Origin of the sequence: Streptomyces sp. NBC_00820 (assembly GCF_036347055.1) — a bacterium.
Classification (GTDB): domain Bacteria; phylum Actinomycetota; class Actinomycetes; order Streptomycetales; family Streptomycetaceae; genus Streptomyces.
Genome location: NZ_CP108882.1, coordinates 3,596,524 through 3,618,202, shown reverse-complemented (window position 1 = coordinate 3,618,202; position 21,679 = coordinate 3,596,524). Strand labels below are relative to the sequence as shown.

The 21,679-nt window shown below is 72.4% G+C and carries 21 protein-coding genes; 13 read left to right on the top strand and 8 right to left on the bottom strand.

The annotated features are described in order from the left end of the window. The first annotated feature begins 103 nt into the window (after positions 1–103). The 6 genes from OIB37_RS16325 to OIB37_RS16300 all read left to right on the top strand — a co-directional run bounded on the left by OIB37_RS16325 (position 104) and on the right by OIB37_RS16300 (position 5,961). Entirely contained in the window at positions 104–709 is a 606-nt protein-coding gene (locus OIB37_RS16325; protein ID WP_330458332.1) for a TetR/AcrR family transcriptional regulator, read from the top strand. A 143-nt stretch (positions 710–852) separates the two neighbouring features. Beyond that, on the top strand, positions 853–3,063 hold the full coding sequence (locus OIB37_RS16320; protein ID WP_330458331.1) for an MMPL family transporter: 2,211 nt from the start codon (positions 853–855) through the stop codon (positions 3,061–3,063). A 123-nt stretch (positions 3,064–3,186) separates the two neighbouring features. After that, positions 3,187–3,738 (top strand): YbaK/EbsC family protein, encoded by a 552-nt coding sequence (locus OIB37_RS16315; RefSeq protein WP_330458330.1) that lies wholly within the window; start codon positions 3,187–3,189, stop codon positions 3,736–3,738. Continuing rightward, positions 3,735–4,580 carry an EamA family transporter gene (locus OIB37_RS16310; RefSeq protein WP_330458329.1) on the top strand — a complete coding sequence of 282 codons (846 nt, stop codon included), beginning with the start codon at positions 3,735–3,737 and terminating at the stop codon, positions 4,578–4,580. The genes OIB37_RS16315 and OIB37_RS16310 overlap by 4 nt, the downstream gene beginning before the upstream one ends. A gap of 52 nt (positions 4,581–4,632) precedes the next feature. Beyond that, positions 4,633–5,523, top strand: a complete 891-nt coding sequence (locus tag OIB37_RS16305) for an NAD(P)-dependent oxidoreductase (protein WP_330458328.1) — start codon at positions 4,633–4,635, stop codon at positions 5,521–5,523. A 162-nt stretch (positions 5,524–5,685) separates the two neighbouring features. Further along, on the top strand, positions 5,686–5,961 hold the full coding sequence (locus OIB37_RS16300; RefSeq protein WP_330458327.1) for a DUF1876 domain-containing protein: 276 nt from the start codon (positions 5,686–5,688) through the stop codon (positions 5,959–5,961). A 136-nt stretch (positions 5,962–6,097) separates the two neighbouring features. Here OIB37_RS16300 and OIB37_RS16295 read toward each other — a convergent pair whose 3' ends face one another. The 6 genes from OIB37_RS16295 to OIB37_RS16270 form a co-directional block, all read right to left on the bottom strand. Then, positions 6,098–7,291, bottom strand: a complete 1,194-nt coding sequence (locus OIB37_RS16295) for a serine hydrolase domain-containing protein (protein ID WP_330458326.1) — start codon at positions 7,289–7,291, stop codon at positions 6,098–6,100. 75 nt (positions 7,292–7,366) lie between these two features. Next, positions 7,367–7,825, bottom strand: coding sequence for an organic hydroperoxide resistance protein (locus OIB37_RS16290; protein ID WP_330458325.1), 459 nt, complete (start codon positions 7,823–7,825; stop codon positions 7,367–7,369). 278 nt (positions 7,826–8,103) lie between these two features. Continuing rightward, entirely contained in the window at positions 8,104–8,580 is a 477-nt protein-coding gene (locus OIB37_RS16285; protein WP_330458324.1) for a MarR family winged helix-turn-helix transcriptional regulator, read from the bottom strand. Beyond that, complete coding sequence (locus OIB37_RS16280) at positions 8,577–9,341, bottom strand: energy-coupling factor ABC transporter ATP-binding protein (protein WP_330458323.1); 765 nt, start codon at positions 9,339–9,341, stop codon at positions 8,577–8,579. The genes OIB37_RS16285 and OIB37_RS16280 overlap by 4 nt, the downstream gene beginning before the upstream one ends. Further along, entirely contained in the window at positions 9,329–10,090 is a 762-nt protein-coding gene (gene cbiQ / locus OIB37_RS16275) for a cobalt ECF transporter T component CbiQ (protein ID WP_330458322.1), read from the bottom strand. Before cbiQ ends, OIB37_RS16280 begins: the two co-directional genes overlap by 13 nt. 1 nt (position 10,091) lies before the next feature. Beyond that, complete coding sequence (locus OIB37_RS16270) at positions 10,092–11,144, bottom strand: energy-coupling factor ABC transporter permease (RefSeq protein ID WP_330461867.1); 1,053 nt, start codon at positions 11,142–11,144, stop codon at positions 10,092–10,094. A 181-nt stretch (positions 11,145–11,325) separates the two neighbouring features. On the opposite strand from OIB37_RS16270, the gene OIB37_RS16265 reads away from it, so the two are divergent. Then, on the top strand, positions 11,326–11,676 hold the full coding sequence (locus OIB37_RS16265; RefSeq protein WP_330458321.1) for an SsgA family sporulation/cell division regulator: 351 nt from the start codon (positions 11,326–11,328) through the stop codon (positions 11,674–11,676). Between the two features lie 97 nt (positions 11,677–11,773). On the opposite strand, the gene OIB37_RS16260 is transcribed toward OIB37_RS16265, so the two are convergent. Both OIB37_RS16260 and OIB37_RS16255 read right to left on the bottom strand, forming a co-directional pair. Continuing rightward, entirely contained in the window at positions 11,774–13,435 is a 1,662-nt protein-coding gene (locus tag OIB37_RS16260; RefSeq protein ID WP_330458320.1) for a penicillin-binding transpeptidase domain-containing protein, read from the bottom strand. A 225-nt stretch (positions 13,436–13,660) separates the two neighbouring features. Beyond that, positions 13,661–15,409, bottom strand: coding sequence for a dolichyl-phosphate-mannose--protein mannosyltransferase (locus tag OIB37_RS16255; RefSeq protein ID WP_330458319.1), 1,749 nt, complete (start codon positions 15,407–15,409; stop codon positions 13,661–13,663). Between the two features lie 104 nt (positions 15,410–15,513). Between OIB37_RS16255 and rsmI the strand changes: the two genes are divergently transcribed. The 6 genes from rsmI to OIB37_RS16225 all read left to right on the top strand — a co-directional run bounded on the left by rsmI (position 15,514) and on the right by OIB37_RS16225 (position 21,670). Beyond that, entirely contained in the window at positions 15,514–16,362 is an 849-nt protein-coding gene (gene rsmI, locus OIB37_RS16250; protein WP_330458318.1) for a 16S rRNA (cytidine(1402)-2'-O)-methyltransferase, read from the top strand. Positions 16,363–16,655: 293 nt separating this feature from the next. Continuing rightward, entirely contained in the window at positions 16,656–17,045 is a 390-nt protein-coding gene (locus tag OIB37_RS16245) for a hypothetical protein (protein WP_330458317.1), read from the top strand. 125 nt (positions 17,046–17,170) lie between these two features. Beyond that, positions 17,171–18,103: a TatD family hydrolase gene (locus OIB37_RS16240; RefSeq protein WP_330458316.1), complete on the top strand. Its 933-nt coding sequence runs from the start codon at positions 17,171–17,173 to the stop codon at positions 18,101–18,103. Between the two features lie 122 nt (positions 18,104–18,225). Continuing rightward, complete coding sequence (locus tag OIB37_RS16235) at positions 18,226–19,656, top strand: ubiquitin-like domain-containing protein (protein WP_330458315.1); 1,431 nt, start codon at positions 18,226–18,228, stop codon at positions 19,654–19,656. A gap of 245 nt (positions 19,657–19,901) precedes the next feature. Continuing rightward, on the top strand, positions 19,902–20,780 hold the full coding sequence (rsmA, locus tag OIB37_RS16230) for a 16S rRNA (adenine(1518)-N(6)/adenine(1519)-N(6))-dimethyltransferase RsmA (RefSeq protein ID WP_330458314.1): 879 nt from the start codon (positions 19,902–19,904) through the stop codon (positions 20,778–20,780). After that, positions 20,777–21,670 carry a 4-(cytidine 5'-diphospho)-2-C-methyl-D-erythritol kinase gene (locus OIB37_RS16225; RefSeq protein WP_330458313.1) on the top strand — a complete coding sequence of 298 codons (894 nt, stop codon included), beginning with the start codon at positions 20,777–20,779 and terminating at the stop codon, positions 21,668–21,670. The genes rsmA and OIB37_RS16225 overlap by 4 nt, the downstream gene beginning before the upstream one ends. Positions 21,671–21,679 lie beyond the last annotated feature (9 nt).

Here is a 21,679-nt window from a genome sequence, read left to right as displayed (position 1 = left end):
CACGTACGAAACTGTTTCGTTTCGTAGGGGGGTGCGATACATTCATCGGGTACGAAGTCACGTACGAAGCAGTGTCGTTCGGAGCGGGAAAGGGGTGAGGGAGATGGCTGAGGTCGCCGCCGCGCGTCGCAGTCGGATCACCCCCGAGCGTGAGGCCGAGTTGTACGAGGCCGTGCTCGACCTGCTCCGGGAAGTCGGCTACGACGCCCTCACCATGGACGCCGTGGCCGCGCGCACCCGGTCCAGCAAGGCCACCCTCTACCGCCAGTGGGGCGGCAAGGCCGAACTGGTCGCCAAGGCGATCCGGCACACCAAGCCGGGCAGCATCGCCGACGTCGACACCGGGTCGCTGCGAGGCGACTTCCACGCCCTCGCCACCCGCGAGGACGACTGCGCCATGGAACAGAACCAGGCCCTGATGCGGGGGCTGGCCATGGCCACGCACACCAACCCGGACCTCCTCGAGGCCTTCCGGGAACAGCTGGTCGAACCCGAGACGGTGGAACTCCGCCGTGTGCTGCAGCGAGCCGTCGACCGAGGTGAGGTCGACCCGGACAATCCGGCGCTGCGGTTCGTGGTGCACATGATGATCGGCGCGTTCGCCACGCGCGCGCTCATCGACGGCCGGCCTCCGACGCAGGCGTTCCTGCGCTCGTACATCGACGCCGTGGTCCTCCCCGCCCTCGGTGTCGCCGTCGTCCCCTCGTGATCGCCTGATCACGCTCCCCAGCAAGCCCACTCTCTGACGTCACCTCCCCCATCGCCTCCGCGGGCATGGGTGGTGTCCCCAACGTCGTCGGGCTGATCGCTCCTGCCCTGATGAACCCCACGACCTGACCGGGAGACGCCCTCGTGGCCACGTTCCTCTACAGAATCGGCCGGCTCGCCTTCCGGCGACGGCACTTCGCCGCCCTCATATGGGTGGCGCTGCTGACCCTCGCCGGAGTGGGCGCGGCCTCCGCGCCGGCCCCTGGCAACTCGTCCTTCTCGATCCCCGGCACCGAGGCGCAGAAGGCCTTCGACCTGCTGGAACAGCGCTTCCCCGGGATGAGCGCCGACGGCGCGACCGCACGCGTCGTCTTCAAGGCGCCGAGCGGCGAGAAGATGACGGACGCCGGCAACAAGGCGACCGTCGAGAAGACCGTCAAGGAGCTGGGCAACGGCTCCGAGGTCGCCTCCGTCGCCGACCCCTACGCCGGGCACGCCGTCAGCAAGGACGGCCGGATCGCCTACGCGTCGGTGAAGTACAAGGTCTCCGGCATGGAGCTGAAGGACTCCTCCCGGGACGCGCTGAAGGCGGCCGCGCAGGACGCCCGGCACGGCGGGCTGACCGTCGAGGTCGGCGGTGACGCACTGAGCGCCGCCCCCGAGACCGGCTCCAGCGAGGTCATCGGCATTGCGATCGCCGCCGTCGTCCTCGTGATCACCTTCGGTTCGCTGCTGGCCGCCGGACTCCCGCTGCTGACCGCGATCATCGGCGTCGGCATCGGCGTCTCCACGATCGCCGCGCTGGCCAACCCCCTCGACCTGGGCTCCACCACCTCCACCCTGGCGACGATGATCGGCCTCGCCGTCGGCATCGACTACGCCCTGTTCATCGTCTCCCGCTACCGCGCCGAACTCGCCGAGGGCCGCGAGCGCGAGGAGGCCGCCGGACGGGCCGTCGGCACGGCCGGCTCGGCGGTGGTCTTCGCGGGCCTGACCGTCGTCATCGCCCTGGTCGGCCTGTCCGTGGTCAACATCCCGATGCTGACCAAGATGGGCGTGGCCGCCGCGGGCACCGTCGTCATCGCCGTCCTCATCGCCCTCACCCTGATCCCTGCGCTCCTCGGCTACGCCGGCCGCAGGATCAAGCCGGCCGGCGAGAAGAGCAGGCTGCTCGGCGGCGGGCGCGCGAAGAGCGAGCAGAAGCGGTCCCGCCCGAACATGGGTACCCGCTGGGCGAGCTTCGTCGTACGGCGCCCGGTCGCCGTCCTGCTGCTCGGCGTGGTCGGCCTCGGCGCCGCCGCGGTGCCGGCCGCCTCCCTCCAGCTGGGCCTGCCCGACGACGGCTCCCAGCCGGTCTCCACCACCCAGCGCCGCGCCTACGACCTGCTCTCCGAGGGCTTCGGCCCGGGCTTCAACGGCCCGCTGATGGTCGTCGTCGACGCCAAGGACAGCCACGACCCGAAGGCGGCCTTCACCAAGGTCGGCGACGAGATCAAGGGCCTGACGGACGTCGTCACGGTCACCCCGGCGATGCCCAACAAGGCCGGCGACACCGCGACGATCACCGTCGTGCCGAACTCCAAGCCGTCCTCGGCCACCACCGAGGACCTGGTGCACGCCATCCGCGGCAAGGGCGCCGGCATCACCTCCGCGACCGACGCGAAGGTGCTGGTCACCGGTGCGACGGCGATGAACATCGACGTCTCGCAGAAGCTGAACGACGCCCTGCTGCCCTACCTCGCCCTGGTGGTCGGCCTCGCCTTCCTCCTGCTGATCGTGGTCTTCCGCTCCGTCCTCGTCCCGCTGAAGGCGGCCCTCGGCTTCCTGCTCAGCGTGCTGGCGGCCCTCGGCGCCGTGGTCGCGGTCTTCCAGTGGGGCTGGCTGTCCGGCCTGATGAACGTCGAGGAGACCGGCCCGGTCATGTCGATGATGCCGATCTTCATGGTCGGCGTGGTCTTCGGACTCGCCATGGACTACGAGGTGTTCCTCGTGACCCGCATGCGGGAGGCCTACGTCCACGGCGAGAAGCCGAGGCAGGCCGTCGTGACCGGCTTCAAGTACAGCGCACGCGTGGTCACCGCCGCCGCCGTCATCATGATCGCCGTCTTCTCCGGCTTCATCGGCTCCAGCGAGGCGATGATCAAGATGATCGGCTTCGGCCTCGCCATCGCCGTCTTCTTCGACGCGTTCGTCGTCCGCATGGCCATCGTCCCGGCGGTGCTCGCACTGCTCGGCAAGCGGGCCTGGTGGCTGCCGAGGTGGCTGGACCGCGTCCTGCCCAACGTCGACGTCGAGGGCGAGGGTCTGCGCGCCGAGTCCGACCCCGATGAGGTGAAGCAGCTCGTACGCGCCTGACGTACCGGTCGTCCGACGACCGCTCGTCAACAGACCGCCGGTGAGGGCTCCGTGGGGACGGGGCGCCCTCACCGGCTCTTTTCTGCTCGCCCGCCCCCCGCGGTGACCGCTAGCGTGCCTCGCATGACGACAGCCGCCACTGACGCCGAAGAGTCCGGAGCCCACCCCCGATTCGCCGAGGCGCTGCGCGCCCTCGGGCTCGACGAACTGCTCGCCCGTACCCGCCGGTTCCCCGAGGCGACGCGCACCGCGGCCGAGGCCGCCACCGCGATCGGGTGCGAACTGAGCCAGATCTGCAAGTCGTTGATCTTCGTCGCCTGGGGGTCCCCCCTGCTCGATCGAGACCGAGAGCCTGGGGAGGGAGTTCCGGTGCTGGTGCTGATGGACGGTGCCTCGCGGGTGGACGTGGAGCGGGTGCGGGAGGAGCTCGGGGCGCGGAAGGTCACCCGGGCCGACGCCGCCGTCGTACGCGAGACCACCGGGTACGCCATCGGCGGCGTACCGCCCTTCGGGCACCGCACACGCACCCGCGTCCTCGCCGACCGCTCACTGCTCGCGCACGACCTGGTGTGGGCGGCGGCCGGGACGCCGTACACCGTCTTCCCGGTCGGGCCGAAGGAACTGGTCGCCCACGCGGGCGCCACCCTGGTCGACGTGCGCGAGTCCGCCGAGTGACCCCGCTGGTCACGGCCGCCGTACTGCTCGCGGCCTTCACGCACGCCGGCTGGAACGCGATCGCCCACCGCATCACCGACAAACTCGTCGGCTTCACGCTGATCTCCGGCGGCGGGCTGCTGATCGGGCTGGCGCTGACGCCGTTCACGGCGTTCCCGGCGGGCCCCGCCTGGCCGTTCCTGCTCACCTCCGCCTGCGTCCACGTCGCCTACTACGCGCTGCTGATGACCTCGTTCCGGCTGGGCGACTTCGGGCAGGCCTACCCGCTCGCGCGCGGCAGCGCACCGCTGGTGGTGACCGTCCTGGCGGCCCTGTTCGCACACGAGGTGCCCGGCGGCTGGGCGCTGGCCGGGATCGCCGTGTCCTGCCTCGGGCTCGGCGGCGTCGGACTGTGGGGACTGCGCGGGCACCGGCCGAACTGGGCCGCGATCGGCGCCGCCCTCGCGACCGGGCTGACGATCGCCGTGTACACGGTGATCGACGGCATGGGCGTACGCACCGCCCACACCCCGCTCGGCTACATCGCCTGGCTGATGGCTCTCCAGGGCGCCTTCATCCCCGCGTACATGTACGTGCGCCTGCGCGGCGAAACCGTCCGCCTGCTGCGCCCGTACGCCGGCCTCGGCCTGCTCGGCGCGGCGCTCTCCGTCGCCGCCTACGCCCTCGTCCTGTGGGCCCAGACCCGCGCCGCACTCGCCCCCGTCGCCGCCCTGCGCGAGTCCTCGATCATCGTCGGCGCGGCCATCGGCGCGCTCTTCTTCAAGGAGCGGTTCGGGGCACCCCGTATCGCGGCGGCGGGCCTGCTGGTCGTCGGGATCGGGCTGATGCTGCACGCCGGGTAGGAAGATGACAGGTGATCACAGCGCTTCCGCACCGCTCGACAAGGAGCAGTTCATGACCGACAAGCCGACCGTCGCCGTCCTTGGCACCGGCATCATGGGGGCCGCCATGGCCCGCAACCTGGCCCGGGCCGGGCTCGGCGTCAGGGCCTGGAACCGCACCCGTGCGAAGGCCGAGCCGCTGGCCGCGGACGGGATCCGGGTGACCGGCACGCCCGCCGAGGCCGTCGAGGGCGCCGACGTCGTCCTGACCATGCTGTACGACGGCGACAGCGTCCTCCAGGCCATGCGCGAGGCCGCCCCCGCGCTGCGCGCGGGCCTGGTGTGGGCGCAGTGCACCACCGCCGGGACCGAGCTGGTCGGCGACCTGGCCGCCTTCGCCCGCGAGTACGGGCTGGTGTTCTACGACGCCCCCGTCCTCGGCACCCGTCAGCCCGCCGAGGCCGGTCAGCTGACCGTACTGGCAGCAGGGCCCGAGGAGGGCCGCGAGACGGTCACGCCCGTCTTCGACGCGGTCGGCGCCAGGACCGTGTGGACCGGAGCGGACGGGGCCGCGGGCAGCGCGAGCCGGCTGAAGCTGGTGGCCAACAGCTGGGTGCTCGCGGCCACCGCGGCGACCGGCGAGGTGCTGGCCCTCTCCCAGGCGCTCGGCGTCGACCCGCGGGACTTCTTCGACCTCATCGAGGGCGGCCCGCTGGACATGGGGTACCTGCGGGCCAAGTCCGCGCTGGTGCTCGACGGCAAGCTGAGCCCGGCCTCCTTCGCCGTGGCCACCGCCGAGAAGGACGCGCGGCTGATCGTCGAGGCGGGCGAGCGCAACGGCGTACGGCTGGACGTGGCCGCCGCGACCGCCGAACGCCTCGCCCGGGCCGCGGCCCAGGGACACGCCGACGAGGACATGGTCGCCGCCTACTTCGCCAGCTTCGACGAGAAGTCCGGGGACTGATCGAGGACTGATCGGGGGCTGATCGGGGACTGATCGGGGACTGATCCGGGGAGCGGACGGCGTCCGGTGCGGTGCGGGCGCGAGTCGCCGATGTGACGTTCCGCGCCCCGGGGAGCACCCTGGAATCACCGGGGTTCGGTGGTTTTTCCGGAGGTGGTCGACATGACACACGCCCCTGTGGGATGGCACGTCGAGATGGAGTTCCAGGAAGACGATCTGCACACGCGGGCGGTCGCCCTGCTGCGGTTGCCCGACGGCAACGAGGTCCGCACCCACGGGCATGCCAGCCGGCACACCGTGGACGCGAACCAGCCGCGGGTCGGCGAGGAGATAGCGGGTGCCCGCGCCCTCAACGAACTGGCCATGCGGCTGCTGGCCAAGGCGCACGAGGAGATAGACGAGGACTCCGGACGGATCTCGCATCCGATCCACGTCTGAAGGCCAGGGTCAGAAGGCCCAGACCCGAAGGCCCAGACCCGAAGGCCCAGACCCAGAAGGCCCAGGTCAGAAGGTCTGAGTCTGAAGGCCCGCGTCAGAAGGTCGTCAGAGGGGCCGCGTCTGCGGGCGTAGCCCCTTACCCGAGCGTCGTGAGCGACGTGCGGACCGCCCGTACCAGGGCCTGCGCCCTCGGGTCCGCCGTCACGCTCTTGCGGAAACCGTTGGTGACATAGCCGAAGGCGATGCCCGTCTCCGGGTCGGCGAACGCGAGGGCGCCGCCCCGGCCCGGGTGTCCGAAGGAGCCGGCGGACAGCAGCGGGGAGGCGGCCCCGTGCAGCATGTAGCCGAGGCCGAACCGGGTGCCCACCACGAGGACCCGGTCGGGTCCGGCGGACTGCTCCCCGCGCGCCAGTTCCATGGTCTCCGGCGTGAACAGGCGGGTGCCGGCCTCCACTTCGCCGATCAGCGAGGCGTAGACGCGGGCCAGGCCGTCGGCGGTGGCGATGCCGTTGGAGGCGGGCAGCGCGGCGGCGCGGTAGGCGGGCGCGTTCTCGTCCGGGAGCGGGGTGATCGCGGCGAAGGCGCGGCGGGTCAGTGACCCGGGGTCGGCGTAGGCCTCGGCGACCGCGCGCTTGGGCCGGGTCTTCAGGGCGCCGGCCGTCTCGGGCGGCTCCACCGGGCCGACGCGGCCCACGCGCGCCTGCTCCGCCTCCGGCAGCCCGAGCCACAGCCCGGCACCGGTGGGCGCGGCGATCTCGGCGGCGATCCACTCGCCGGCCGGGCGCCCGGTGATCCGCCGGATCAGCTCGCCGGTCAGCCAGCTGTAGGTCTGCGCGTGGTAGCCGTGGTCCGTGCCCGGCTCCCAGGCCGGTGCCTGGTCCGCGACGGCCGCCGCGCCGAGGTCCGGGTCGGCCGCCTGCGCGGGAGTCAGCGGCCGGTCCAGCACCGGCACGCCGGCGCGGTGCGCGAGCAGGTGCCGTACGAGGGTGTGCTCCTTGCCGGCCGCCTTGTACTCGGGCCAGTAGGCGGCCACCGGGGCGTCCAGGTCCAGTTCGCCGCGCTGGTGCAGCAGCAGGAGCGCGGTGGCGGCGACGCCCTTGGTCGCCGAGCGGACTATCTGCGCGGTGCCGGGCTCCCAGGGCGCGGTGCCGTCCACGTCCTTGGTCCCGCCCCGGAGGTCGACGACCTTGCGGCCGCCCCGGTACACGGTGACGGCAGCGCCCCGTTCGCCGAGCAGCGCGAAGTTCGCCGCGAAGGCCTCCCCGACCGGCTCGAAGCCCTCGGCCACCACGCCGTTCACGACGCCATCGACGCCCTCGACGACCTTCACGTTCGCTCACTTCCCTCGGCTCGCCTTCGACAGCGGGCCCAACACCCACCCAAAGCCTGGGATTCCTTCGTGCAGCTAGCCGAGGACGATCGTTACGTCGATGTTGCCCCGGGTGGCGTTCGAGTACGGGCACACCTGGTGTGCCGCGTCCACCAGTCGCGCCGCGACCTCCTGGTCCAGGACCGGCAGGGAGACGCTGAGGGCGACCGCCAGGCCGTAGCCGTGCTGCCGGTTCGGGCCGATGCCCACCTTCGCGGCGACCGTGGAGCCGGTCAGGTCGTAGCCCGCGCGGTTGCCGACGAGGATCAGCGCGTTGTGGAAACAGGAGCTGTAACCGGCCGCGAACAGCTGTTCCGGGTTGGTGCCGTCGCCGGCGCCGCCCAGCTCCGGCGGCATCGTGACCTTCAGTCCGATCCGGCCGTCCTGGCTGGTGACGTACCCGTCCCGGCCGCCGTGGGCGGTGGCCTCGGCGACGTACATGATCTTCGTCGGACGGGTGTCGACACCGGTGTCCGATGCGGTGCCGTCGGTCATGGCCTGCCTCCCCAGATCAGGTGGTGCACAAGTACATCGTGCACAAGGTAATGGCTCGTCAGGGTGCGGTTGTCGGCAGGGGTGGCAACCGTGGGTAACCCCGCGGCGAGGGCGAATCGAAAGCGACCGGAAGCGGACCGGAAGAGGGCCGGAAGGAGATCGTGGACGGGCGGAGGCGCCCTGAGGGAGTTGCCGCAGGTCAGTGCGGGGTCGGCCCAGGTCGGCCCAGGTCGGTCCGGGCCGGTCCGGGGCGGCGCCGATTGCGGGACCGCCCGGGATCAGCGGCCGTTCGCCGCCGCGTCGACACGCTCGGTGAGCCGCCACAGGTCCTCGCGCAGCCGCGCGACCTCCCGCGTGTCGAGCCCCGTCGCCGCGAGCAGGGCGTCCGGCAGCCGTGCCGCGCGCTCCTGGAGCTGCTCGCCGCGCCCGGTGCAGGTGACGAGCACCGAGCGCTCGTCGGCCGCCGCGCGCTCCCGGCGGACCAGGCCCGCCGCCTCCAGCCGCTTCAGCAGCGGCGAGACGGTCCCGTAGTCCAGGCGCAGGGCGCCCGCCAGCTCCTTCACGCCGATCTCGCCGCGCTCCCAGAGGACCAGCAGCACGAGGTACTGCGGGTAGGTGAGCCCCAGGTCGTCGAGGAGCGGGCGGTAGGCGGCGGTCACGGCGCGCTGGGCGGCGTACAGCGCGAAGCACAGCTGGTCGTCCAGCAGCGGCGACCCGGCGGCCTCGTTCTCGTCCCGTTCGTCTTGACGCGTCACGCGCCCATTGTCACGGACTTCGGCGAGAAGCCGAAGGGCAGCTCCAGGCGGTTCGCCCGCATGAGGGCGTCGTCGGAGAGCAGCTCGCCGGTCGGGCCGTCCGCCGCGATCACGCCGTCGCTGAGGATCAGCGAGCGCGGGCACAGCTCCAGGGCGTACGGCAGGTCGTGCGTGACCATGAGGACCGTGACGTCCAGGGAGCGCAGGATCTCGGCGAGTTCGCGCCGCGAGGCCGGGTCGAGGTTGGAGGACGGCTCGTCCAGGACGAGGATCTCGGGCTCCATCGCGAGCACGGTGGCGACGGCGACCCGGCGGCGCTGCCCGAAGGACAGGTGATGCGGGGGCCGGCCGGCGAAGTCCGCCATGCCGACCCGCTCCAGGGCGGTGCGCACCCGCTCCTCCAGCGCGGCCCCCTTGATCCCGGCGGCCGCCGGGCCGAAGGCCACGTCCTCGCGGACGGTCGGCATGAACAGCTGGTCGTCCGGGTCCTGGAAGACGATGCCGACCTTCTGGCGGATCTCGGCCATGTGCCGCTTGCCGACCGGCAGTCCGGCCACGGTCACCGTGCCGGTGCCGCCGCCGAGGATGCCGTTCAGGTGCAGGACGAGGGTGGTCTTGCCGGCGCCGTTCGGGCCGAGCAGCGCGACCCGTTCGCCGCGCGCGACCGAGAAGTCCACGCCGAACAGGGCCTGGTGGCCGTCGGGGTAGGCGAAGGCGAGGCCGGAGACCTCCAGAGAGGCGGGTGCGGTCACAGGATCCATCCCAGCAGGCAGACGACGAAGGCGGTGAGGGGGAGCGTGAGGGCGTGACGCCACTGGGCGCGGGAGGCGGTCGCCTCGTCGATGACCGGCATCGAACCGGCGTACCCCCGGCTCACCATGGCCAGGTGCACGCGCTCCCCGCGCTCGTAGGAGCGGATGAACAGCGCGCCGGCGGACTTGGCGAGGACACCCCAGTGCCGCACGCCGCGCGCCTCGAAGCCGCGCGACTCCCGCGCGATCCGCATCCGGCGCATCTCGTCGGTGATGACGTCGCCGTAGCGGATCATGAAGGAGGCGATCTGCACGAGCAGCGGTGGCAGTTTCAGCCGCTGGAGCCCGAGCAGCAGTTCGCGCAGCTCGGTGGTGGCGGCCAGCAGCACGGAGGCGGCGACGCCGAGGGTGCCCTTGGCGAGCACGTTCCAGGCGCCCCACAGCCCGTTCACGCTGAGCGAGAGGCCGAGGACGTGCACGCGCTCGCCCTCCGCCACGAACGGCATGAGCACCGCGAACGCGACGAACGGCACCTCGATCAGCAGCCGCTTGAGCAGGAAGGCGGCCGGCACCCGTGCCCGGTGGGCGACGCACGCGAGCAGCACGGCGTACGCGGCGAACGCCCACATCGCCTCGCGCGGGGTCGACACCACGACCACGACGAAGGCGAAGGCCGCGGCCAGCTTGGTGTGCGGCGGCAGGGCGTGCACGGGGGAGTGCGCGTGCCGGTAGAGGCGGTGGGCGTGTCCGGCGCCCATGTCAGGCGCCCGTTCCGGCGGTCGAGGCGGGGGAGGTGTCGGTGTCGCGGCGCCTGCGCACCGCCCAGAACACCGCGCTGCCCGCCACGATCGTGACGCCGACGCCGATCACGCCCGCGAGCCCGCCGGACAGCCGGGTGTCGGAGACGTCCCGGACGCCGTAGCCGGCGAGCGGGGAGTCCTCGGAGGCGTGCTTGGCGGCCTTCTTGTCGATGCCCTTGTCGTGCGCGACCTTCTCCAGACCGTCGGGGCTGGCGGAGGCGTAGAAACTGACGAACCCGGCGAGCACCAGGGAGGCGAGCAGGCCGGTGATCCACAGGGTGCGCCGGGACGTGCGCGCCGCCACGGGCGCCGCGGCCGCCGGGGCGTCGACCAGCTCGCCGTCCACCCGCAGCTTCAGCCGCTGTCCCAGTCCGCGCGCGCCGTGCACCAGGTCCGGACGTACCGCGATGACGGCGCTCACCGTGAGCGCGGTGATCACCGCCTCGCCGATGCCGATCAGGACGTGGACGCCGATCATCGCGGTCGCCACCTTGCCGATCGCGACGTCGGTGGTGCCGCCGATCGCGTAGATCAGCGTGAACACGACGGCGGCGGCCGGGACGGACAGCAGCGCGGCGACGAAGGCCGCGACGGTCACCGAGCGCCGCTTGCGGGGCAGTACGGCGAGCAGCAGGCGGAAGAGGGCGTACGAGACGACCGTCGTGGTGAGTGCCATGTCGGTGATGTTCACGCCGAGCGCGGTCAGCCCGCCGTCGGCGAACAGCACGCCCTGCATCAGCAGCACGACCGACACGCACAGCACGCCCGTGTAGGGCCCGACGAGTATCGCGGCGAGCGCGCCGCCCAGTAGGTGGCCGCTTGTTCCGGCCGCGACGGGGAAGTTGAGCATCTGTACGGCGAAGATGAACGCCGCCACCAGCCCGGCCAGCGGGGCGGTCCGTTCGTCGAGTTCGCGGCGGGCGCCGCGCAGGCTCACCGCGAGGGCGCCGGCCGCGACCACTCCCGTGACCGCGGAGGTGGGGGCGTCGATGAATCCGTCAGGTACATGCACCATGCGATTTTAGAGCCTTCTTGCGAACAGTTTGCAAGAGAGAGGGAGTCTCCCTTCGATGCCGGACGCAGGAAAGGGTGCGAAATGCTCATACATGCACAAACCGGAAAATATGCGACATTGGAGGGGGAGTGAGACGCACTACTTCCGTAAAGGTCACCGAGCGTGAGAGGGCGTCCCGATGTCTGTAGTCGAGCAGTACGCGCGCGCCCATATCGTCACGGTCGCGGACCAGGGCCAGCAGGACCCCGCGGCCGTGCCCGTGGTGCTGCGTTACGACCCCGACACCGACCCCTCGTCGGTCCGGATCGCACTGCCCGGCCCCCAGGAGTGGACCGTCCCGCGCGAACTGCTGGAGCGGGGACTGCGGACGCCCGCCGAGAGCGGTGACGTACGGGTGTGGCCGTGCGGGCGCGTGCAGACCGTCGTCGAGTTCCACTCCGCGCAGGGCGCGGAGGTGGTGCAGTTCGACCTGAAGACGCTGGTCAGATTCCTGCGCCGGACCTACACGGCCGAACCCGTACGGAGCTGAACCCGTACGGGGGCTGAACCCGTACGGGGCGGAAGGTGTACGGGGCTGAACCCGTATGAGGCCGAAGGTGTGCCGGGCTGAACCCGTACGGGGCTGCTCAGCCGCCGCGCTTCAGCAGTGCCGCGACGATCGGGCCGGCCGTGTCGCCGCCGTGGCCGCCCGCCTCGCACACGCCCGCCGCGACGAGGTCGCCCTTGTAGGCGGTGAACCAGCCGTTCGGCTTCTTCTGCCCGTCGACCTCCGCCGAGCCCGTCTTGGCGCCGTAGTCCGGACCCAGGCCCGCCATCGCCTTGGCGGCCGTGCCGTACGCCGCCGTGAACTGCATGACCTCCTTCAGCTGGGCCTGCGTCTTCTTCGACATGGTGCGCTGGGCCTTCGCCAGCGTGCGGTGGTCCACCGAGGGGGCGACCAGGAAGGGCTGGTGGAAGATGCCCGACCGTACCGTCGCCGACACCGACGCCATGTTCAGCGGGTTCATGCGCACGCCGCCCTGGCCGATCAGCGCGGCGCCCATCTGCGCGCCGCTCTGCACCGGGACGGAGCCGTCGAAGGAGGGGACACCGATGGACCAGTTGTCCATGCCGAGGCCGTAGACCTGCTGGGCCTCCTTCGTCAGGTCACTGTTCGACAGCTTCGGCGCGAAGTTGATGAAGGCGTTGTTGCAGGAGGCCCCGAAGCTCAGCTTGAACGAGCCCTTCTTGATCTCCGAGTCGGCGTCGTTGTGGAACGTCCACCCGGCGAGCTTGTACGTCTTGGGGCACGGGTGCGACGCGTCCGGGGTGACGAGCTTCTTCTCGAACAGCATCGTCGACGTCACGATCTTCATCGTGGAGCCGGGCGCCAGCGAACCCTGGAAGCCGACGTTGAAGCCGTGCGCGCTGTTGGCGACCGCGAGGATCTCCCCCGTGGAGGACCGCAGGGCGACCACCGAGGCCCGCGGCCTCTTGCCGACCTGCTCCTCGGCCGCCGCCTGCATCGTCGGGCTCAGCGTGGTCCGCACGGTGCCCGGGGTGCCCTCGCTCAGCTCCAGAACGGTCTTGTCGGACAGCCCGGCCTTCACCGACGCCTTGCTGCGCACCACGCGCAGCTCGATGCCCGCCTTGCCGCCCGCCGTCTTGCCGTACTTCTCGCGCAGCCCGTCCAGCACCGAGCCCAGCGACGGGTACTTGGCGGCCGTCAGCTCGCCGCCCTCACGGTCCAGGGCCTTGACGGGCGGGGTGCCGGACTCGCCGGCGACGAGGATGTCGCCGTCCTTCAGGTCGGGCTGGATCACGGCGGCCTGCCAGCCGACCACCGGGGCGCCGTCGGTCTTGCGCCGCACGACGGTGAGCGAGTTCTCGTACGCCAGCGGCTTGTTCAGGTCCTGGTACGCCACCGTCGCCTTGACGGAGAACGGCACCTTGGCGCCGGTCGCGGTGCCCGCGGTGAGGGTGACGTCCTTCAGGTGGGCGTCCTTGAGCGCGGCACCGAGCTGCTCGGCCGCCGCGGACGGGTTGTCGGTCGCGGCCGACGCCTGGTCGGCCCGGCCCTGCTGCCAGGCCGTCAGGAACCGGGTGGAGGCAGTCCGGACCTCCGCCGCTGTCAGCGGGCCCGTCTTGACCGCCTTGCGGGTGGTCGCCTGCGCGTCCGCCGCCGCCCCGCCGTACAGCGCGTAGGCGCCGAAGCCGACCCCGCCCACGACCACCGCGATCACCCCGCCCAGTACGGCGGGTCTCGCCTTTGCCTTCCGTTGCTCGGCGACACGCCTTCTCTTGCCCACAGCCTCAGTTCCTCCGTACCTTCCCCAGGGTCCCCGTAGCCCTCACACTCCCCAACGACGGCAACCAGCCTAGAGTCCTCACCCTCACGAGTGATCCCACCCGGCACTCCGTAGCAGGCTTGCGACAATCGGGGCAGCCGAACTTCCCCGAGGTCCGGGCCACTTGGCCACCCAGAGGCGGCCCGGAAACGGTAAGCCCGGAAACGGTGAACCCGGAACCGCGACTCAGACCCAGGTGTCCAGCCACATCCGCGACCGCCACTGGTCGATCGGGATGGCCGTGCCCGTGTACAGGGGCCAGAAGTAGATGAAGTTCCAGGCGATCAGCAGGACCAGGACGCCGGCCGCCGAGGCGCCGACCACGCGGCGGGTGTCGGAGGAGCCCCGGGGGCCGATGACCGCGCCGATCAGCATCGCGACCGCCAGGCAGAGGAAGGGCAGGAAGACGTCCGCGTAGAACAGGAAGATCGTCCGCTCCTGGTACTGGAACCACGGCAGATAGCCGGCCGCGATCGCGCAGGCGATGGCACCGGCCCGCCAGTCGCGGCGGAAGGCCCAGCGCCACAGGACGTACAGGATCGCGAAGCAGGCGAGCCACCACAGCACCGGCGTGCCGAGGGCCAGCACCTCGCGGGCGCACTTCTCGCCGGCGTCGTCCGGACAGCCGTCGGTGCCGGGCATGGGGGACTCGTAGAAGTACGACACCGGGCGGCCCAGCACGAGCCAGCTCCACGGGTTGGACTGGTAGGTGTGCGGCGTCGAGAGGTGGACGTGGAAGTTGTAGACCTCGTGCTCGTAGTGCCACAGGCTGCGCAGCCAGTCCGGCAGGAAGGTCCAGCTGCCGCCCCTGCCGTCGGTCGCGGCCCAGTTGCGGAAGTAGCCGCCGCTGCCGTCGGCCGGGGAGAGGATCCAGCCGGTCCAGGACGCCAGGTACACGGCGAAGGCCACCGGGACCGTCGCGAGGAACGTGAGGCCCGTGTCGTACTTGAGCGCCGCCACGTACGGATGCCAGGCGCCGGCCACCTTGCGCGTGCCGACGTCCCACAGCAGCGCCATCACGCAGAACGCGGCCAGGATGTACAGGCCGTTCCACTTCGTGCCGAAGGCCAGGCCCAGCATCAGCCCGGCCGCCCAGCGCCAGGGGCGCCACCCGAAGCGGAAGGTGTCGCCGACGTCCCCGTCCGGACGGGCCCTGCCGTCCGGGCCGACCGGCAGCGCGGCCGCCAGCCGCTCCCGGCAACGGTCCCGGTCGACGACCAGGCAGCCGAACGCGGCGACCACGAAGAACATCAGCACGCCGTCGAGCAGCGAGGTCCGGCTCATCACGAAGTGCAGGCCGTCCACCGCCATCAGCGCGCCCGCCAGACAGCCCAGGAACGTCGAACGGAAGAGCCGGCGCCCGATCCGGCACACCAGCAGCACGCTGAGCGTGCCCAGCAGCGCGGTCATGAACCGCCAGCCGAACGGGTCGAACCCGAAGAGCAGCTCGCCGAGCCCGATCACGTACTTGCCGACCGGCGGGTGCACGACATACGCCGCGTCCGCGGGGATGTGCAGATGGCCGTGCGTCTGCAGGACCAGGTCGTTGGCGTTCTTGTCCCAGTTGACCTCGTAACCGCGGTGGACGAGCGCCCAGGCGTCCTTGGCGTAGTACGTCTCGTCGAATATCACCGCGTGCGGACTGCCCAGGTTCCAGAACCGCAGCAGGCCCGCCATCAGCGTCACCAGCAGCGGTCCGCCCCAGCCCGACCAGCGCGTGATCCGGTCGGCCAGGACCGGCGGCACGCCCAGCACCTGCCACAGCCGCGGGCCTGGCTCGGCGTACGGCGGCACCAGCAGATCGCGGACGTCGCTCGCCGGGCCGCCCGGCGGGGGCGTGTGGCCGAAGCGGCGCAGCCGCTGCTGCCAGGCCGGACGCTGGTCGTGCGGTGCCTGGCCCTGCCGGAGGTCCATGGAGGACGCGGTACTGGTCACCGCGCCATCGTAGGGAACCGTTCTGTGTGAGTCCCGCGCATGTGAGGTACCGGTCGGGATACGGTCGTTTTCCCCCCTCCCGGCGGCCCTGGGAGGATGGGGGCGTGACTGGAACCCTTGTCCTGGCAGGAACACCCATCGGCGACGTCGCTGACGCGCCGCCCCGGCTCGCCGAAGAGCTCGCGGGCGCCGACCTCGTGGCCGCCGAGGACACCCGGCGGCTGCGCCGGCTGACCCAGGCCCTCGGCGTGACGCCCAGGGGCCGCGTGGTGTCCTACTTCGAGGGCAACGAGTCCGCGCGCACCCCCGAACTGGTCGAGGAGCTGCTCGGCGGCGCCCGTGTGCTGCTCGTCACGGACGCCGGCATGCCCTCGGTCTCCGACCCCGGCTACCGGTTGGTCGCGGCGGCCGTCGAGAAGGACATCAAGGTCACCGCGGTCCCCGGACCGTCCGCCGTGCTGACCGCGCTCGCCCTGTCCGGGCTGCCCGTCGACCGCTTCTGCTTCGAGGGCTTCCTGCCCCGCAAGGCGGGGGAACGGCTGTCCCGGCTGCGCGAGGTCGCCGCCGAGCGGCGGACCCTCGTCTACTTCGAGGCCCCGCACCGGCTCGACGACACCCTCGCCGCCATGGCCGAGGCCTTCGGCGCGGACCGCCGCGCCGCCGTGTGCCGTGAGCTGACCAAGACGTACGAGGAGATCAAGCGGGGGCCGCTCGGCGAGCTGGCCGCCTGGGCGGCCGAGGGCGTGCGCGGCGAGATCACCGTCGTCGTCGAGGGCGCGCCCGAGACCGGGCCCGAGGAACTCGACGCCGAGGAGCTGGTGCGCCGGGTGCGGGTGCGCGAGGAGGCAGGCGAGCGGCGCAAGGAGGCCATCGCCGCCGTCGCGGTGGAGGCCGGGCTGCCCAAGAGGGTCGTGTTCGACGCGGTGGTCGCCGCCAAGCGGACTGATCGGTAGGCGGCGTCCCGGGTGGCCTGCGCGCCGCCCGGGAGCGGCTGCGCGCTCCGCCGACGGTCACGTGTGCGCCCCATGCACGGGCAAAGGCGGGGCGCGGAAAGCAAAGGGCTTGTCCGCTGCTCAGGGGGGTTCTGGCAAGGATCGCCCAAGACGGGTCCAACAGTCGACAGGAGGGCTGCGTTCGCGCTCGTGAAGGCGTCCACTGGGTCCAGGGACGAACCGTCCCTCACCCCTAGGGATTCCGGGGGAATCCCGGCACCGGGGTGCTTGTCCAGCGGACAAGAGGAGCTGGAATGAGCGAGATCGCAGGGCAGACCGGCCTCAGCGGCACGGGCACCGCCACCGTCCACGAGTCGTACGCGTTCGCCTGCATGCGATGCGGGCACGGCTGGGAGCAGTCGTACGCGATAGAGCACCACACCGATGCCAAGGGCCAGGAGTTCATCAGGTACGTGGCCGACGGCCGGGTCGTGCCGTCCCCGCTGAGCCGGCCGGCGTGCCAGAACTGCGACGGCCACGTCGTGCGAATCATGCGCGCGGGGCAGGTCTCGTCGGTGCGCGGCGCGGCCGTACGGGCCCACCGCGCCACGCCGGCGGCGGCCGTCGAGGTCACCGGGGCCCGGGAAGAGCACCACTGGCATCTGTCCGATCTCCTGCATCCGTTCCAGCGCCGGGCGAGCTGACCCGGGGGCCAGGGCGGGGCCGAGGCCCGAGGTCCGGTGTCGTCCGGGGGCCGAGGCCCGGGGCCCGAGGTCAGGGGCGGGTCCGGCGGAATCGATCAGGCATGGCCCTTTCGTAGGATCGGGTCATGCCTTCGAACGCCGGTCCCGCCGGTCACGCCGCCCATGCCGGCCACGCCGCCAAGGACGACAAGCGCGACAAGCACGCCGCTCCGCCGCTCCCGGCGCCCCTGCGGGTGCCCGTCGCCGACTCGCACACCCACCTCGACATGCAGTCGGGCACGGTCGAGGAGGGCCTCGCGAAGGCGGCGTCGGTCGGCGTGACGACCGTCGTGCAGGTCGGCTGCGACATCAACGGCTCACGGTGGGCCGCCGAGACGGCCGCCGCGTTCGAGAACGTGCACGCCGCCGTGGCCCTGCACCCCAACGAGGCCCCGCGCATCGTGCACGGCGACCCCGACGGCTGGTCCCGGCAGGGCGCGCGGGGGCCGGGCGGGCAGGCCGCGCTGGACGAGGCCCTGGCCGAGATCGACCGGCTCGCCGCGCTGCCGCAGGTCAAGGGCGTCGGCGAGACCGGCCTGGACCACTTCCGCACCGGCCCCGAGGGCAAGGAGGCGCAGGAGGCGTCCTTCCGCGCCCACATCGAGATCGCCAAGCGGCACGGCAAGGCCCTGGTCATCCACGACCGCGACGCCCACGACGACGTCCTGCGCGTGCTGCGGGAGGAGGGTGCCCCCGAGCGCACCGTCTTCCACTGCTACTCCGGCGACGCCGAGATGGCCGAGGTCTGCGCGCGCGAGGGCTACTACATGTCCTTCGCCGGGAACGTCACCTTCAAGAACGCCCAGAACCTGCGGGACGCGCTGGCCGTGGCCCCGCTGGAGCTGGTCCTCGTCGAGACCGACGCGCCCTTCCTGACCCCGGCGCCTTACCGCGGACGGCCGAACGCCCCCTATCTGGTCCCGGTCACCGTGCGCGCGATGGCCGCCGTGCGCGGCATCGACGAGGACGCGCTGGCGACGGCCCTGGGCGCGAACACGGCCCGCGCCTTCGGTTACTGAGCACCGGAGCGCCAGTTCGAGGCGCGACTGTGCGTAGTCGCGTCGCTTTGGAGAGTGACGCCCGCTCCGCTAGGTTCTGGGGGCCCGATCCGGACCCCTCTGGCCCCCTGGAGCGTGTCGGCGTGAGCAAGTCGCCGTACGAGACGTACGACCCCTACGGCCACGACGCCTCCGTACACACCGCGGAGACGCTGCCGTACGGGATGTGCGAGGACACCTACCGGCCCGCCTACGAGGCCGAGGCGTACTTCGTCACCGAGCCGGTACTGCCGCTGCCGAGGCAGGCGGCGAGCGCACCCGAGATGCCGGCCCTCGACTTCGACGCGGCGGCCTGTGGCCCCGCGGCGACGGTTCCCGACTTCGAGGCGTGGGCGCCCGGCGTGGCCGCGGAGCCTGCGGGAGCCGTGCGAAAGGGCGGCCGTGGCACGCGCCGCCGCAAGGGGCGCTGTGTCGAGCGCCCGGAGTCCGCGGTGCGCCGGCTGCTGCCGCAGGCGCTGGTCGTCGCGTTCCTCGCCGGCGGCACCACCGCCTTCGTGGCCAAGGACAAGGCGATCGAGCTGAGCGTCGACGGCCGGCCGCGCACCCTGCACACCTTCGCCGACGACGTGAGCGAACTGCTCGCCGAGGAGGGCGTACGCGTGGGCGCCCACGACATGGTCGCGCCCGCCCCCGGCGAGGCGCTCGCCAGCGGCGACGAGGTCGCGGTGCGCTACGGCCGCCCCGTCCGGCTCACCCTGGACGGCGAGCGGCGCGAGGTGTGGACGACGGCGGACACCGTGGACGGGGCGCTCCGGGAACTGGGGGTGCGCGCCGAGGGCGCGTATCTGTCGGCCTCCCGCTCCCAGGGCATCGGACGCGCCGGCCTCGCGCTCGACGTGCGCACCGAGCGGGCCGTCACGATCATGGCGGACGGCCGCACCCGGACCGTCCGCACCAACGCGGCCACCGTCCGCGAGGTCGTCGAGGAGGCCGGGGTCACCCTGCGCGGCCAGGACACCACCTCCGTTCCGGGCGCCGGCTTCCCGCGCGACGGGCAGACCGTGACCGTGCTGCGGGTGACCGGCAGCCGGGAGGTCCACGAGGAGCCGATCCCGTTCGGCGTCGAGCGCACGAACGACCCCACGCTCTTCAAGGGCACCGAGGTCGTCGAACGGCCCGGCCGGCCCGGACTGCGGCGGATCACCTACCTCGTGCGCACCGTGAACGGCGTCCGGGAGAGACCGCGCCAGGAGGGCTCCGAGGTGGTGCGCGAGCCACGCCGGCAGCTGGTGAAGATCGGCACCAAGCCCCGCCCGGCCTCCGTGAGCGGGGCGGACGGCCTCAACTGGCACGCGCTGGCCGCCTGCGAGTCCGGCAGCCGCCCCGGCGCCGTCGACCCCTCGGGCACCTACGGCGGCCTCTACCAGTTCGACACTCGCACCTGGCACAGCCTCGGCGGCAACGGCCGCCCACAGGACGCCCCGGCGGAGGAGCAGACCTTCCGGGCGAAGAAGCTGTACGTCCACCGCGGCGACACTCCGTGGCCGCACTGCGGGGCACGGCTGCACTCGTAGTGACCCTGGGGAAGCGGGGGTGCGCTCTGGCGTGTGGTGGGCGGGGTGGTCGGGGGCGGGGGTTGGGGTGCGGACCCGTCGTGGCTGGTCGCGCAGTTCCCCGCGCCCCTGGGGAAGTCGCGGTGTCGTCGGCCGGGTCGTGGACGGCGACTTCGCGGCAGAACCGGGCCGTGCTCCCCACCTCGTCCGGCTACCGCACCGGCCACCTGGCAGCCCCGGCGGATTCGCCCCCGTACCCTTGTCCCGTGAGCAGCCCCACCCCCGACGCCCTCCTCGGTCCCGCCGACATCCGTGAGCTGGCGGCAGCGCTCGGTGTTCGTCCCACCAAGCAGCGCGGCCAGAACTTCGTGATCGACGCCAACACGGTCCGGCGCATCGTCCGTACCGCCGACGTCCGCCCCGACGACGTGGTCGTCGAGGTCGGCCCGGGGCTCGGCTCCCTGACGCTCGGGCTGCTGGAGGCCGCCGACCGGGTCGTCGCCGTCGAGATCGACGACGTGCTGGCCTCCGCGCTTCCCCCGACCGTCGCCGCCCGCATGCCGGAGCGCGCCGACCGCTTCGCGCTGGTCCACTCCGACGCGATGCACGTCACCGAGCTGCCCGGGCCGCCCCCGACGGCCCTGGTCGCGAACCTGCCCTACAACGTCGCCGTCCCCGTCCTGCTGCACATGCTCGCCACCTTCCCGAGCATCGAGCGGACGCTGGTGATGGTGCAGTCCGAGGTCGCCGACCGCCTCGCCGCCGCGCCCGGCAACAAGGTGTACGGCGTGCCGTCCGTGAAGGCCAACTGGTACGCCCACGTGAAGCGGGCCGGTGCCATCGGGCGCAACGTCTTCTGGCCCGCGCCGAACGTCGACAGCGGCCTGGTCTCCCTGGTCCGGCGCACCGAGCCGGTCGACACGACGGCCTCCAAGAAGGAGGTCTTCGCGGTCGTGGACGCCGCCTTCGCGCAGCGCCGCAAGACCTTGCGCGCGGCGCTGGCCGGCTGGGCCGGGTCCGCGCCCGCCGCCGAGGCCGCCCTGGTCGCCGCGGGCATCTCGCCGCAGGCGCGCGGGGAGGCCCTGACCGTCGAGGAGTTCGCGCGGATCGCCGAGCACAAGCAGCAGGGGGAGAGCGGCAAGTGAGCGTCACCGTGCGAGTCCCGGCCAAGGTCAACGTCCAGCTCGCGGTGGGCGCCGCCCGCCCCGACGGCTTCCACGACCTGGCCAACGTCTTCCTCGCCGTCGGCCTGTACGACGAGGTCACGGTGACCCCCGCCGACGAGCTGCGCGTCACCTGCGAGGGCCCGGACGCCGCCCAGGTCCCCCTGGACCGCACCAACCTCGCCGCGCGTGCCGCGATCGCCCTCGCCGGGCGGCGCGGCATCGAGCCGAACGTGCACATCCACATCGCCAAGGACATCCCGGTCGCCGGCGGCATGGCGGGCGGCAGCGCGGACGGCGCGGGCGCCCTGGTGGCCTGCGACGCGCTGTGGGGCACCGGTGCCTCCCGCGCCGAACTCCTCGACATCTGCGCCGAGCTGGGCAGCGACGTGCCGTTCAGCCTGGTCGGCGGCGCCGCCCTCGGTACCGGACGCGGCGAGAAGCTGACGCCCCTGGAAGTCGGCGGCACCTTCCACTGGGTCTTCGCGATGGCCGAGCGCGGCCTGTCCACCCCGGCGGTCTTCCGCGAGTTCGACCGGCTGGCGGAAGGGCGGGAGATCCCGGAGCCGGTGGCGTCCCAGCCGCTGCTCGACGCCCTGGCCAAGGGCGACCCGGAGGCGCTGGCGGCCACTGTCTCGAACGACCTCCAGCCCGCCGCGCTGTCCCTGTTCCCGGAGCTGGCGGACACGCTGGCGGCCGGACGCGAGGCCGGTGCGCTCGCCGCGCTGGTCTCGGGGTCGGGTCCGACGACGGCGTTCCTCACCCGCGATGCCGAGTCGGCGGAGAAGGTGGCCGCGGCCCTGCGGACCTCCGGTACATGCCGGTCGGTGCGTACGGCGCCGGGACCTGCGGCGGGGGCCACGGTGTGCTGAGGCACGCGG